Genomic DNA, 13,779 nt, shown 5'->3' on the forward strand with positions numbered 1-13,779 from the left:
GGCCGAGTGCCCCGTGGCCCGCCGCCCCCGCTCCGCCGTACCGACGGCTACGCGTCGCCGCCCGCTGCGCCCGGATCGGCCGCCGTGACGTCGAGCAGCTGATAGCGGTCGACCGCCTGCTTCAGCACCGACCGGTCCACCTTGCCCTCACGGGCCAGCTCGGTCAGCACGGCCACCACGATCGACTCCGCGTCGATGTGGAAGAAACGCCTGGCCGCGCCGCGCGTGTCCGCGAATCCGAAGCCGTCCGCGCCGAGGGACTGATAGGTGCCGGGCACCCACCGCGAGATCTGGTCCGGAACCGAGCGCATCCAGTCGGAGACGGCCACGAACGGACCCTGGACGGCGGACAGCTTCTGCGTCACGTACGGGACGCGCTGCTCCTCCTCGGGGTGCAGCAGATTGTGCCGCTCCACGTCGACCGCCTCGCGCCGCAGCTCGTTCCAGGACGTCGCCGACCAGACGTCCGCCCTGACGTTCCACTCCTCGGAGAGGATCCGCTGCGCCTCGATCGCCCAGGGGACGGCGACACCGGAGGCCATGATCTGCGCGGGGATGGTGCCCGAGGTGCCCTCGCTGAAGCGGTACAGGCCCTTCAGGATGCCCTCGGCGTCCACGTTCTCCGGCTCGGCCGGGTGCCGGATCGGCTCGTTGTAGACGGTGAGGTAGTAGAAGACGTCCTCACCGTGCGGGTGCTCGTCGGACGAGCCGTACATACGGCGCAGACCGTCCTGCACGATGTGCGCGATCTCGAAGCCGAACGCCGGGTCGTAGGCGACACAGCCCGGGTTCGTCGACGCGAGCAGCTGCGAGTGGCCGTCCGCGTGCTGGAGGCCCTCACCGGTCAGCGTCGTGCGTCCCGCCGTCGCGCCCAGGACGAAACCGCGCGCCAGCTGGTCGGCCATCTGCCAGAACTGGTCACCCGTTCGCTGGAAACCGAACATCGAGTAGAAGACGTAGACCGGGATGAGCGGCTCGCCGTGGGTGGCGTACGCCGAACCCGCCGCGATCAGCGAGGCCGTGCAGCCCGCCTCCGAGATGCCGTCGTGCAGCATCTGGCCGGTCGGCGACTCCTTGTAGGCGAGGAGCAGTTCGCGGTCCACCGACTCGTACTGCTGGCCGAGCGGGTTGTAGATCTTCGCACTCGGGAAGAACGAGTCCATGCCGAAGGTGCGGTACTCGTCGGGCGCGATCAGCACGAACCGCTTGCCGATCTCCTTGTCCCGCATGAGGTCCTTGAGGAGTCGCACAAAGGCCATGGTCGTGGCGATGGACTGCTGACCCGACCCCTTCTTCACGCTCGCGTACGTCTTCTCCTCGGGCAGAGCCAGCGGCTGCGACCGCACGACGCGCGTCGGGACGTACCCGCCGAGCCCCTTGCGGCGGTCGTGCATGTACTGGATCTCCTCCGAGTTCCGGCCCGGGTGGTAGTACGGCGGCGCGCCGTCCTCCAGCTCCTTGTCGGTGATCGGCAGGTGCAGCCGGTCGCGGAAGCCCTTGAGGTCGGCGACCGTCAGCTTCTTCATCTGGTGCGTGGCGTTGCGGCCCTCGAAGTTCGGGCCGAGCGTCCAGCCCTTGACCGTCTGCGCCAGGATCACCGTCGGCTGGCCCTTGTGCTCCTTGGCCGCCGAGAACGCCGCGTAGATCTTCTTGTGGTCGTGACCGCCGCGCCCGAGGTGCAGGATCTGGTCGTCGGTCATGCCCTCGACCATCGCCCGCAGCCGGTGGTCGTCGCCGAAGAAGTGCTGGCGGATGTACGCGCCCGTCTCCGTGGCGTACGTCTGGAACTGGCCGTCCGGCGTGGTGTTCAGCCGGTTCACCAGCACCCCGTCGCGGTCCTGCGCGAGCAGCGGGTCCCAGGTGCGGTCCCAGACCAGCTTGATGACGTTCCAGCCGGCGCCCCGGAACTGCGACTCCAGCTCCTGGATGATCTTTCCGTTGCCGCGCACCGGGCCGTCGAGGCGCTGGAGGTTGCAGTTCACGACGAAGGTCAGGTTGTCCAGGCCCTCGCGCGCGGCGATCGACAGCTGGCCGAGCGACTCCGGTTCGTCCATCTCGCCGTCACCGAGGAACGCCCAGACGTGGGACTTGGAGGTGTCCGCGATGCCGCGCGCCTCCATGTAGCGGTTCATCCGCGCCTGGAAGATCGCGCCGAGCGGGCCGAGGCCCATCGACACCGTCGGGAACTCCCAGAAGCCCGGCATCAGCCGCGGGTGCGGGTACGAGGACAGCCCGTGGGGCGCCTTCGACTTCTCCTGCCGGAACGCGTCGAGCTGCTCCTCGGAGAGCCGGTCGAGGAGGAACGCGCGAGCGTAGATGCCCGGCGAGGCGTGCCCCTGGAAGAAGATCTGGTCGCCGCCGTCGCCCTCGTCCTTGCCGCGGAAGAAGTGGTTGAAGCCGACGTCGTAGAGCGAGGCGGAGGAGGCGAAGGTCGCGATGTGGCCGCCGACGCCGATGCCGGGGCGCTGCGCCCTGGAGACCATCACCGCCGCGTTCCAGCGGGTGGCGTTGAGGACCTTGCGCTCGATCTCCTCGTTGCCCGGGAAGAACGGCTCGTCCCTGGTCGCGATCGTGTTGACGTAGTCCGTGCTGCGCATCTCGGGCACGGCCACGCGCTTCTCGCGCGCCCGCTCGATCAGCCGCAGCATCAGGTAGCGGGCCCGCTCACGGCCGCGCTGGTCGACGGCGGCGTCGAGGGAGTCGAGCCACTCCTGAGTCTCCTCAGGGTCGAAGTCCGGGACCTGGCTGGGAAGGCCGCCAATGATGATCGGGTTGCGATCGGATCCGGAAGCCACGCTGTTCCTTCGCTGTCAGAGGGCTGTCTACGGTGGGTTTTCCCTGTATCTGCACCGTTCCCCATCGTGTACCTCGGGAACACGTACGTCATCTCTACTAGGGGGTAACCGAGACGTTCGTACAGACCGTTGGGACGGGCCCGACCAAAACGTAACGATACGCTCAGTACGTGACGCGTTCCGCAAAGCCGTTCGGCTGTCGTACGGCCCAAGGGTTCCGAAGCCCGCAAATGGGGCAGAAGGGTGTGGTGCCCGTCACGTGGTCTCATGATGGCCCGCCGGGAGTTGCGTCGGCACTGCCAGGATCGTCACCGTTTCGGCGGTCTCGACGGCCGGGTACTTGCGCGATCCGCTCCGCCCGTGTGGACTACGGCCAACGCTTCGCGCACGCGCGTGGCTGAGACTCCCCCTGACTCTGGACGAGCAGAGGGAGACCCTAATTCCGAAACATGATCAGGAGGCAAGCCGTGAGCGCGACCGCGGACCACGCGGAGGAGCGGACCAACCCGGCCGCCAGGCTGGGGTTCGAGCCCGGACAGGTGGTCCAGGAGATCGGCTTCGACGACGACGTTGACCACGAGCTCCGTGAAGGCATCGAATCGCTGATCGGCCAGGATCTGGTCGACGAGGACTACGACGACGTCGCTGACGTGGTGCTGTTGTGGTTCCGGGACGAGGACGGCGATCTCACGGACGCACTGGTGGACGTCATCGGTCTCCTTGAGGACGGCGGCATGATCTGGCTGCTGACCCCGAAGACCGGCAGGGACGGTTACGTCGAGCCCAGCGACATCAGCGATGCCGCACAGACAGCCGGCCTCTCCCAGACGAAGAGCATCTCCGTCGGCAAGGAATGGTCGGGTACCCGCCTGGCCACCCCCAAGTCGAAGCGCTGAGCTGCAGCCCCGTCTGCAAGCAGAGCATCCGTGAGGCCCCCGCCGAGCCACCTCGGCGGGGGCCTCACGCATACGCCCGAACCGCTCCGGCGGGGCCGCGCCGGGGCCCGGTGTCGATCACTGCGTACGCTGGTCGTCACCCGAACAGACCTTTGGAAGGGAAGCGAGTGACTATGGCCATCGAGGTCGGCACCAAGGCCCCGGACTTCGAGCTGAAGGACAACCACGGCGCCACCGTGAAACTGTCCGACTTCCGTGGCGACAAGAACGTGGTGCTGCTCTTCTACCCGTTCGCCTTCACGGGTGTGTGCACGGGCGAACTGTGCTCCCTGCGCGACAACCTGCCGCAGTTCACCGACCGCGACACCCAGCTGCTGGCGGTGTCCAACGACTCCATCCACACCCTGCGCGTCTTCGCCGAGCAGGAGGGCCTGGAGTACCCGCTTCTCTCCGATTTCTGGCCGCACGGCAACATTTCGCGCGCGTACGGCGTCTTTGACGAGGACAAGGGCTGCGCAGTGCGCGGCACGTTCATCATCGACAAGGAGGGTGTCGTCCGCTGGACCGTCGTCAACGCTCTGCCGGACGCGCGTGACCTGAACGAGTACGTCAAGGCGCTCGACACCCTGTGATTGGTCGGTTCCAAGCCCTGCAAGGCACGGGAACCCGTCACTAGGATCGAACCGTTGATCCGATACCAACGCACCTACGGGGCTCCCCGCCCCTGAACACCATTGGGAGGACTCGTGGGAGTCAGCCTCAGCAAGGGCGGCAACGTATCGCTGTCGAAGGAGGCCCCGGGACTGACCGCGGTCATCGTCGGTCTGGGATGGGACGCCCGGACCACGACCGGCGTGGACTTCGACCTCGATGCCAGTGCCATCCTCACGAACGCGGACGGCAAGGTCAGCACCGACCAGAACTTCGTGTTCTTCAACAACCTGAAGAGCCCGGACGGATCGGTGGAGCACACCGGCGACAACATCACCGGTGAGGGCGAGGGCGACGACGAGCAGATCAAGGTCAATCTCGCCGCCGTTCCCGCCGACGTCACGAAGATCGTGTTCCCGGTGTCCATCTACGACGCCGAGAACCGCCAGCAGTCCTTCGGCCAGGTCCGCAACGCGTTCATCCGCGTGGTGAACCAGGCCGGCGAGGCCGAGATCGCGCGTTACGACCTCTCCGAGGACGCCTCGACGGAGACCGCGATGGTCTTCGGCGAGCTCTACCGCAACGGCGCCGAGTGGAAGTTCCGCGCCATCGGCCAGGGCTACGCCTCGGGCCTGCGCGGTATCGCGCAGGACTTCGGCGTCAACGTCTGAGTCTCAGGGCCTCAGGCACTTCGGTCCGGTGCCGCACCTTCCCGGTGCGGCACCGGATCAGCCGTACCAAGTGAAGATCGACCTCGGGGAGGACCAGCATCATGGGCGTCACGCTCGCCAAGGGGGGCAATGTCTCCCTCTCGAAGGCCGCACCGAACCTCACACAGGTGATGATCGGGCTCGGCTGGGACGCACGTTCCACCACCGGAGCAGACTTCGACCTCGACGCCAGCGCCCTGCTGTGCAACAGCGGCCGTGTGCTCGGGGACGAGTGGTTCATCTTCTACAACCAGCTCAAGAGCCCGGACGGATCGGTGGAACACACCGGTGACAACCTCACGGGTGAGGGCGAGGGCGACGACGAGTCGATCCTGATCGACCTCTCCAAGGTCCCGGCCAACGTCGACAAGATCGTCTTCCCGGTCTCCATCCACGACGCCGACAATCGCGGCCAGACCTTCGGCCAGGTCAGCAATGCCTTCATCCGCGTCGTCAACCAGGCCGACGGCCAGGAGCTCGCCCGCTACGACCTCTCCGAGGACGCCTCCACCGAGACCGCGATGATCTTCGGCGAGGTCTACCGCTACAACAGCGAGTGGAAGTTCCGCGCGGTCGGCCAGGGGTACGCGTCGGGACTGCGGGGCATCGCGCTCGACTTCGGCGTCAACGTTTCCTAGGCCCACCTGCACCGGTCGAAGGCCGACCCTTAGACTTCGTGGTCAACAGTAGGTAAAGCCGAGTACGGCGCGGGGGCGACCCTCCCCCAAGCTACCGCTTGGGGGTGCCCCCACCACACGATGATTGGGTAGCCAGTGCTTCTGAAAACCTTCGGCTGGTCGTTCGCGATTACCGCGCTCGGTCTGGTCGCAGCGGCCTTCTACGGGGGGTGGACCGCCTTCGGCATCGTGGCGATCCTGGCCGTCCTGGAGATCTCGCTGTCCTTCGACAACGCGGTGGTCAACGCCGGAATCCTGAAGAAGATGAATGCCTTCTGGCAGAAGATCTTCCTCACCATCGGTGTGCTGATCGCCGTCTTCGGCATGCGCCTGGTCTTCCCCGTCGTGATCGTCGCCATCAGCGCCAAGATCGGCCCGATCGACGCGGTCGATCTCGCGCTCAACGACAAGGACCAGTACCAGCAGCTGGTGACCGACGCCCACCCGTCGATCGCAGCCTTCGGTGGCATGTTCCTGCTGATGATCTTCCTCGACTTCATCTTCGAGGACCGGGACATTCAGTGGCTGCGCTGGATCGAGCGGCCGCTGGCCAAGCTCGGCAAGGTCGACATGCTCTCGGTCTGCATCGCCCTGATCATCCTGCTGATCACCTCCATGACCTTCGCGGTCCACGCCCACCAGCACGGCGGCGGACACGTCGACAAGGCGCAGACGGTGCTGATCTCCGGCGTCGCCGGCCTGATCACGTACATGATCGTCGGCGGACTCTCCGGTTACTTCGAGGACAAGCTCGAAGAGGAGGAGGAGCGCGAACACGAGGAAGAGGAGAAGGCCGAGCGGAGCGGTAAGAAGAAGCCGGCCGTCGTCCTCGCCGGCCAGGCCGCGTTCTTCATGTTCCTCTACCTGGAAGTGCTGGACGCCTCCTTCTCCTTCGACGGCGTCATCGGCGCCTTCGCCATCACCAACGACATCGTGCTGATGGCGCTCGGCCTCGGCATCGGCGCCATGTACGTCCGGTCGCTCACGGTCTACCTGGTCCGCCAGGGCACCCTCGACGACTACGTCTACCTGGAGCACGGCGCGCACTACGCGATCGGCGCCCTCGCCGCGATCCTCCTCGTGACCATCCAGTACGAGATCAACGAGGTCATCACCGGCCTCGTCGGCGTCGTCCTGATCGGCTGGTCCTTCTGGTCCTCGGTGCGCCGCAACAAGGCCATCGCCGAGGCCGAGGGAAAAGGCCCGACCTCGGACGAGAAGGCTGAGGTCTCGTCCGGGGTGTGACACCCCTCTGGTTGAGGAACGCTCTGAGCGGGGCGGTCGTGGAGGACGAGTCCTCGGCGACCGCCCCGCCGCACATCGAGGAACGTGGGGGGCGGAATGGGCATCTGGCAGGACCTGTGGCGCGGGCGCTCGGCGGACTTCGACTCCGGCAGCGCGGCTTCCAACTCCATCGAACTGACCAAGCGCAACCACACGGTCTCGCTCACCAGACAGGGCGCGGCCACCGGCAACCTCCGCATCAACCTGTCCTGGCGGATGCGTACCTCCGACTTCGGCGGGCCGCAGCGCGGCAGCCTGCTGCGCCACCCCTTCCGCACCTTCAAGCCGGAGGTTGTCCAGGGGCACACCCAGAGCATGGTCAACGTCGACCTCGACCTCGGCGTCATGTACGAGCTGACGGACGGCACCAAGGGCGTCGTCCAGCCGCTCGGCAGCTTCCTCGGCGAACTCAACGCCCCGCCGTTCGTCAAGCTCAGCGGCGACGACCGCTTCGGCTCGGCCTCGGGCGAGACGGCCTACGTCAACCTCGACCACCGCGACGACATCAAACGGCTGCTGGTCTTCGTCTACATCTACGACCAGACCCCGGCCTTCGACCGCACACACGCCATCATCACGCTCTATCCGAGCAACGGCCCGCGCATCGAGATCGGCCTCGACGAACGCCATCCGCAGGCCCGCTCCTGCGCCGTCGTCATGATCGAGTGCAACAAGGGCGAGGTGACCGTACGCCGCGAGGTGAGGTTCGTGTACGGCTTCCAGGCCGAGCTCGACCGCCTCTACGGCTGGGGGCTCCAGTGGGGGCGCGGGTACAAGTCGAAGGCCGACCGTTAGCCGGCGGTCGCGTCCATCGGCCGGACAGCGCTCACGCCCACCGGACGGCCGGCGGTCGCGCTCAGCGGCCGATGAACTGCGGTCCCTGCGGCGGCAGCCTGAAGTCCGGGTCCGGCCCCGCGCCCACCGCCTGCGGGAAGCCGTACGCCGGCTGCGTGGCCGGCGCCGTCTGGGGCTGCGGGTAACCGTAGGCGGACTGGCCGCCCTGCTGGGCCGGCTGGGGGTAGCCGTACGCCGGCTCGGTCACGGCGGCGGCCGGCTGCGGATAGCCGTACGCGGGCTGCTGAGGGACCGGGGCGGGCTGCTGCGTCACCGGGGCGGACTGCTCCGGCGGCAGCGGCACCGAGGTCTCGGGAGCCGTGGCGGGCGCGGCCCAGGCGGTGGCCTCCGGTGCGGATCCGGCCGCCGCGGCGGCCTCGGACTCGTCCACCGAGATCCCGAAGTCGGTCGCGAGCCCCACCAGGCCATTGGAGTAGCCCTCGCCGAGCGCCCGGAACTTCCAGCCGTCACCGCGCCGGTACAGCTCGCCGCAGATCAGCGCGGTCTCCGCACCGGTCTCCGGCTTGATGTCGAAGTACGCCAGCGGTTCACCGTCCGTGACGGCGGCGTCGTACAGCAGAATGCGCAGATCACGTACGTGATCGAAGGTGACGTCATCCGCCGAAGCGACCAGGAGAATCTGTCCGACACCGGACTCGACACCCGTCAGATCTGTCTGGATCGTGTCGGTGAGGCCCTCGGTGACCCGCTTCTTGCCGAGTCGCCACACCTTGCCGGACGGATGGCGGGGCTGGTTGTAGAAGACGAAGTCCTCGTCGGATCGCACACGACCGTCGGGACCGAGGAGCAGCGCCGAGGCATCGACATCGGGGACACCCTGCCCGGGCGCCCAGCGCAGGACGGCGCGCACCGCTGTGGCGTCCAGCGGGACGTTCGACCCTTTCAGCATCGCGTGCGTCATGCGGTCATCCTGCCCTGTCGGTCCTGGTCACGACAATGCGGGGTCGTCCCGGAACCGGCGAGTGTTGGACACGGTGGAGTTACCTGAACTTCATGCCTGGTGGGAACCTGTGACATGGATCCATACGTACTATTACCGGCCACATCACATCCGGCCGCCCTAGCCGCCACGGGGGAGTTTCATGCGTCATTTCGGTCACATCACCCCGGAACAGCGGCAGCGCCTCTTCCACCGGGAACCGGGCGTCTTCACGTCCGACTCCCCGGCCAGAGTGCTCGCCGCGGCCCTCGGCGCGACGCTGTACAGCCCGGCCACCCGGCCGCAGCTCGCCGACGACATCGTCAAGCAGACCGCGCGGGGCGTGGTCTCGATGGTGCTGTGCCTGGAGGACTCGATCGACGACTCAGAGGTCGTGGGAGCCGAGGAGAACCTGGTCCGCCAGTTCACCGACCTCGCGGAACGCCCGGACAGCGGTGAGCTGCCGCTGCTGTTCGTGCGGGTCCGTTTCCCCGAGCAGATCCCCGACCTCGTGCGGCGCCTCGGCCCCGCCGTCCGGCTGCTGTCCGGATTCGTGATGCCGAAGTTCACGGAGGAACGCGGCACGCCCTTCCTGGAGGCCCTCGCCTCCGCGGAGGCGGCGAGCGGCCGACGGCTCTTCGCCATGCCCGTCCTCGAGTCGCCCGAGCTGCTCTACCGGGAATCGCGCGTGGACACCCTGGAAGGCATCTCCCGCGCCGTCGACAAGTACCGCGACCGGGTGCTCGCGCTGCGCCTCGGCGTGACGGACTTCTGCTCCTCGTACGCGCTGCGCCGGGCCCCCGACATGACGGCGTACGACGTCCAGGTGGTCGCCTCCGTGATCGCCGACGTGGTCAACATGCTGGGGCGGGCCGACGGCACCGGCTTCACCGTCACCGGGCCGGTGTGGGAGTACTTCCGCGTCCAGGAGCGCATGTTCAAGCCACAGCTGCGCCGCAGCCCCTTCCTGGAGGGGCAGGCGGAGGAACTGCGCGCGACGCTGATCGAGCACGCCATGGACGGGCTGCTGCGCGAGATCACCCTCGACCAGGCCAACGGCCTGATGGGCAAGACCTGCATCCACCCCTCGCACGTGCTGCCCGTGCACGCACTGTCCGTGGTCAGCCACGAGGAGTTCAGTGACGCCCAGGACATCCTCAGGCCGGAGCGCGGCGGCGGGGGTGTACTGAGGTCGGCGTACACGAACAAAATGAACGAGGTGAAGCCGCATCGCGCCTGGGCCGAGCGCACCCTGCTGCGCGCCGAGGTCTTCGGGGTCGCCCACGAGGACATCGGCTTCGTCGAACTGCTCACCGCCGGGCTCCCGGTGTGAGCCGGACCGGCCGAGCGACGCGCAACCCCGACAGCAAGGAACCGATGAACACCCCAGCGCACGACCCGAACGACCCCGACGACAGGAACACCCCGGACGCCGTGGACGACGCGGTGTGGACGGGTACCTGGGTCGCCGAGCGGCTCGGTGTCGAACTCGTCGGCGACGAGGGGCTGAACGACCTGCTGGGGCTCGCGCTGCGGCGCAACCCCAAGCGCGCCCACCTGCTCGTCTCGAACGTGCTGGGCAAGCATGTGCCGCAGTCCCCGTCCGTCGTCCACGGGTACGGGTTCGCGCTCGGCCGGCGGGTGCGCGCGCTGCTGGGCACCGACGACGCCCGCGCCGCCGTGGTCCTCGGGTACGCCGAGACGGCCACCGGACTCGGCCACTCGGTCGCCGACGGGGTGGGCGTCGCGCCCTACCTCCACTCCACCCGCCGCCCGGTCCGCGGCGTCCGGCGGGCGGGCGGCTTCGAGGAGTCCCACTCGCACGCCACCTCGCATCTCCTCCTCCCCGAGGACCCGGATCTGCTGGCGGGCTCCGGCCCGCTGATCCTCGTCGACGACGAGTTCTCCACCGGCAACACCGTCCTCAACACCATCCGCGACCTGCACGAGCGCTACCCGCGCGAGCGGTACGTCGTCGTGGCGCTGGTCGACATGCGGTCGGAGCCCGACCTGGTGCGCTTCGAGAAGTTCGCCGGGGAGATCGGCGCCCGCGTCGACCTGGTCTCGGCCGCGTCGGGCACCGTGCGCCTCCCCGAGGACGTCCTGGCCAAGGGGATGGCACTGGTCGCCCGGCACGAACCAGCGGCGCCCGCCGCACCCGCCCCCGGGAGCGCGGGCCGGGCCGTCCGTGTCGAGCTCGGCTGGCCCCGCGGCCTCCCCGACGGCGGGCGGCACGGGTTCACGCCCGGACACCGAATACGCCTGGACGGTGCCCTGCCCGCCATGGCCGCACGGCTCGCCGAAGCCCTGCCCGAGGGCGCGCGCCGTGTGCTGGTGCTCGGCTTCGAGGAACTGATGTACGCGCCGCTCCGCCTGGCCCGCGAGCTGGAGCAGGTGGTGCCCGCCGAGGTGCGCTTCTCCACGACGACCCGGTCCCCGGTGCTCGCCCTCGACGACCCCGGCTACGCGATCCGCAGCCGCATCGTCTTCCCGGCCCACGACGACCCGGACGACGGCCCCGGCGAGCGCTACGCCTACAACGTCGCGGGTGCCGGTTTCGACGCCGTCGTGGCGGTCGTCGACTCCACGGCCGACACCCCTGAACTGCACGCGTCCGACGGCCTGTTGGCCCAGCTGGCGGCGCACACCCCGCGTGTCCTGCTCGCCGTCGTCCCGTCGTACCTCCCCGCACGGTCGTCCATCGAAAGGCCATCCATGCTGCCCGAGCCCCTCCGCGGCCCCGCCTTCTCCTCGTACGCCCCCGACGAGGTCGGCTGGCTGCTGCAGGACCTGTCGGACGTGACGCTGGAGGCGCCGACCGAGGAGCGCGAGGAGGCGATCCAGAGCGGCGGCGCCCACTACGCGGAGTCGCTGCCGGTCGAGTACCAGCCGAGCCCCCAGTACCAGGAACTCTTCCGCGCGGCCCTCGCCACCTCGGCCGCCCGGATCGCCGAGGCCGTCGGCGCCGTCACCGAACTGGTGCTCGCCGAACGGTCTCCCCGCCCCGTCCTGGTGTCCCTGGCCCGGGCGGGCACCCCCGTCGGCGTCCTGATGCGCCGCTGGGCCGAGCACCAGCACGGCATCGAACTGCCGCACTACGCCGTCTCCATCGTCCGCGGCCGCGGCATCGACGCCAACGCGCTGCGCTGGCTCGCCGCCCACCACGACCCGGCCGACGTCGTCTTCGTCGACGGCTGGACCGGCAAGGGCGCCATCACCCGCGAACTCGCCGACGCGGTCAAGGAATTCGAGGAAGCCGAGGGCATCACCGGCTTCGATCCGGAGATCGCGGTGCTCGCCGACCCGGGCTCGTGCGTGCGGACGTACGGCACCCGCGAGGACTTCCTGATCCCCTCCGCCTGCCTCAACTCCACCGTCTCCGGGCTGATTTCACGCACCGTGCTGCGCTCCGACCTGGTGGGCGAACACGACTTCCACGGCGCGAAGTTCTACCGTGAGCTCGCCGGCTCCGACGTCTCCGTCGAGTTCCTGGACGTCGTCGCCGCCCACTTCCCTGACGTCGCCGAAGCGGCCCGCGACCGGGCGAAGGAACTGCTCGCCGCCGACCGCGACCCCACCTGGGAGGGCTGGGCGGCGGTCGAGCGGATCAGCGAGGAGTACGGGATACACGACGTCAACCTCGTCAAGCCGGGCGTCGGTGAGACCACCCGGGTGCTGCTGCGCCGGGTCCCCTGGAAGATCCTCGCGCGCGCCGGAGCGGGCGCCGACCTCGACCATGTCCGGCTGCTCGCCGAACAGCGCGGGGTGCCTGTCGAGGAGGTCGAGGAACTCCCGTACACCTGCGTGGGGTTGATCCACCCGAAGTACACGCGCGGCGCGACCGGTGCCGACGGCAAGGCGGTGACCCTCTGATGTCCGCGCCCAGGGTGCTCGTCGCCAGCGACCTCGACCGCACGCTCATCTACTCCTCGGCCGCGCTCGCGCTGACCATGCCGGACGCCCGGGCGCCCCGGCTGCTCTGCGTCGAGGTGCACGAGAGCAAGCCGCTGTCCTACATGACGGAGACGGCCGCCGCGCTGCTCACCGAACTCGGCGACATCGCCCACTTCGTGCCCACCACGACCCGCACCCGCAAGCAGTACCAGCGCATCAACCTGCCCGGTCCGGCCCCGGAGTACGTGATCTGCGCCAACGGCGGACATCTGCTGGTCGACGGTGTCTCCGACCTCGACTGGCACCGGAGTGTGACGGAGCGGCTCGCCTCCGAGTGCGCGCCGCTCGACGAGGTGCGGGAGCACCTGGCGGCCACCGCGGACCCGGTCTGGGTGCGCAAGCACCGCGTCGCCGAGGACCTGTTCGCCTATCTGGTGGTGGAGCGGGAACTGCTCCCCGAGCAGTGGGTGAAGGACCTGGCCGTGTGGGCGGAGAACCGCGGCTGGACGGTCTCGCTGCAGGGCCGCAAGATCTACGCCGTGCCGAAGCCGCTCACCAAGAGCGCGGCCGTGCGTGAGGTCGCCCGCCGTACCGGAGCCGTTCTCACCCTCGGCGCCGGGGACTCGCTGCTCGACGCCGACCTGCTGCTCGCCGCCGACCGCGGCTGGCGTCCGGGCCACGGCGAACTCGCCGAAGCCGACTGGACCGCACCGGCGATCACCGCGCTGCCGGAGCGGGGTGTCGCTGCGGGGGAGCGGATCCTCCGCGAGTTCCTGGGCGCGTGCACCGGCCCCGGCCAGGTCTGACGGACGTACGGGACCTCGGTTCCGGCCCCGCCGAGCCAGGGGGGCCGGGACCGCTCGGTCCGTGACGGGCACGTGTCCGAACGGCCCGGGCGGTTCGGTCGACGTGACCTCGGTCTCACCCGGTGGAGGCGCGGGGGACCGTTCCGCCCGGACGCGCCCGTCTCGGGGTCGCCCGGGCGATATGCGGAACTTGATCCCGTTACCGTCCTGTTGGGGCGACCGGAGCGGTTCCGCCGCGACACGCCGGAGCGGTTTCGGGCATAGCTGAAGAGTTCCTGAGAAATCCCCCGGG

The 13,779-nt window shown here is 68.9% G+C and carries 11 protein-coding genes; 9 read left to right on the plus strand and 2 right to left on the minus strand.

Annotation, left to right across the window (positions count from 1 at the left end; translation table 11 throughout):
* Positions 1-47: 47 nt before the first annotated feature.
* Positions 48-2,795 (minus strand): pyruvate dehydrogenase (acetyl-transferring), homodimeric type, encoded by a 2,748-nt coding sequence (aceE, locus tag ACWD68_RS30155; RefSeq protein ID WP_451809619.1) that lies wholly within the window; start codon positions 2,793-2,795, stop codon positions 48-50.
* Positions 2,796-3,262: 467 nt separating this feature from the next.
* Here aceE and ACWD68_RS30160 point away from each other — a divergent pair, with 467 nt between their 5' ends.
* The 6 genes from ACWD68_RS30160 to ACWD68_RS30185 all read left to right on the plus strand — a co-directional run bounded on the left by ACWD68_RS30160 (position 3,263) and on the right by ACWD68_RS30185 (position 7,808).
* Complete coding sequence (locus ACWD68_RS30160) at positions 3,263-3,691, plus strand: DUF3052 domain-containing protein (RefSeq protein WP_081217087.1); 429 nt, start codon at positions 3,263-3,265, stop codon at positions 3,689-3,691.
* A gap of 173 nt (positions 3,692-3,864) precedes the next feature.
* Entirely contained in the window at positions 3,865-4,323 is a 459-nt protein-coding gene (locus tag ACWD68_RS30165; protein ID WP_266758292.1) for a peroxiredoxin, read from the plus strand.
* 114 nt (positions 4,324-4,437) lie between these two features.
* Positions 4,438-5,013: a TerD family protein gene (locus tag ACWD68_RS30170; RefSeq protein ID WP_266758290.1), complete on the plus strand. Its 576-nt coding sequence runs from the start codon at positions 4,438-4,440 to the stop codon at positions 5,011-5,013.
* Between the two features lie 101 nt (positions 5,014-5,114).
* A complete protein-coding gene (locus ACWD68_RS30175; RefSeq protein WP_369242908.1) occupies positions 5,115-5,690 on the plus strand; it encodes a TerD family protein in 576 nt (191 codons plus the stop codon).
* Between the two features lie 135 nt (positions 5,691-5,825).
* The gene (locus ACWD68_RS30180) at positions 5,826-6,974 is read left to right on the plus strand and encodes a DUF475 domain-containing protein (protein WP_451809620.1); all 1,149 of its coding nucleotides are present in this window, start codon (positions 5,826-5,828) and stop codon (positions 6,972-6,974) included.
* Between the two features lie 96 nt (positions 6,975-7,070).
* Positions 7,071-7,808, plus strand: coding sequence for a TerD family protein (locus ACWD68_RS30185; protein WP_451809621.1), 738 nt, complete (start codon positions 7,071-7,073; stop codon positions 7,806-7,808).
* A 61-nt stretch (positions 7,809-7,869) separates the two neighbouring features.
* On the opposite strand, the gene ACWD68_RS30190 is transcribed toward ACWD68_RS30185, so the two are convergent.
* Positions 7,870-8,769, minus strand: a complete 900-nt coding sequence (locus tag ACWD68_RS30190) for a TerD family protein (protein WP_451809622.1) — start codon at positions 8,767-8,769, stop codon at positions 7,870-7,872.
* Positions 8,770-8,950: 181 nt separating this feature from the next.
* Between ACWD68_RS30190 and ACWD68_RS30195 the strand changes: the two genes are divergently transcribed.
* From ACWD68_RS30195 to ACWD68_RS30205, 3 genes are read left to right on the plus strand one after another with little or no spacing between them, the layout of a single operon-like run.
* Positions 8,951-10,120 (plus strand): HpcH/HpaI aldolase/citrate lyase family protein, encoded by a 1,170-nt coding sequence (locus tag ACWD68_RS30195; RefSeq protein WP_451809623.1) that lies wholly within the window; start codon positions 8,951-8,953, stop codon positions 10,118-10,120.
* Positions 10,121-10,164: 44 nt separating this feature from the next.
* The gene (locus tag ACWD68_RS30200) at positions 10,165-12,660 is read left to right on the plus strand and encodes a phosphoribosyltransferase (RefSeq protein WP_451809624.1); all 2,496 of its coding nucleotides are present in this window, start codon (positions 10,165-10,167) and stop codon (positions 12,658-12,660) included.
* Positions 12,660-13,487, plus strand: coding sequence for an HAD family hydrolase (locus ACWD68_RS30205; protein WP_451809625.1), 828 nt, complete (start codon positions 12,660-12,662; stop codon positions 13,485-13,487). The genes ACWD68_RS30200 and ACWD68_RS30205 overlap by 1 nt, the downstream gene beginning before the upstream one ends.
* The last annotated feature ends 292 nt before the right edge of the window (positions 13,488-13,779 follow it).

The sequence above is a fragment of the Streptomyces sp. NPDC005141 genome, from assembly GCF_053599975.1.

Excerpts from the sequence above, each read along its gene's own strand:
- ACWD68_RS30165 (WP_266758292.1), top strand. The coding sequence starts at position 3,865 with ATGGCCATCGAGGTCGGCACCAAGGCCCCGGACTTCGAGCTGAAGGAC.
- ACWD68_RS30175 (WP_369242908.1), top strand. The coding sequence starts at position 5,115 with ATGGGCGTCACGCTCGCCAAGGGGGGCAATGTCTCCCTCTCGAAGGCC.
- ACWD68_RS30185 (WP_451809621.1), top strand. The coding sequence starts at position 7,071 with ATGGGCATCTGGCAGGACCTGTGGCGCGGGCGCTCGGCGGACTTCGAC.
- ACWD68_RS30190 (WP_451809622.1), bottom strand. The coding sequence starts at position 8,769 with ATGACGCACGCGATGCTGAAAGGGTCGAACGTCCCGCTGGACGCCACA.
- ACWD68_RS30195 (WP_451809623.1), top strand. The coding sequence starts at position 8,951 with ATGCGTCATTTCGGTCACATCACCCCGGAACAGCGGCAGCGCCTCTTC.
- ACWD68_RS30200 (WP_451809624.1), top strand. The coding sequence starts at position 10,165 with ATGAACACCCCAGCGCACGACCCGAACGACCCCGACGACAGGAACACC.
- ACWD68_RS30205 (WP_451809625.1), top strand. The coding sequence starts at position 12,660 with ATGTCCGCGCCCAGGGTGCTCGTCGCCAGCGACCTCGACCGCACGCTC.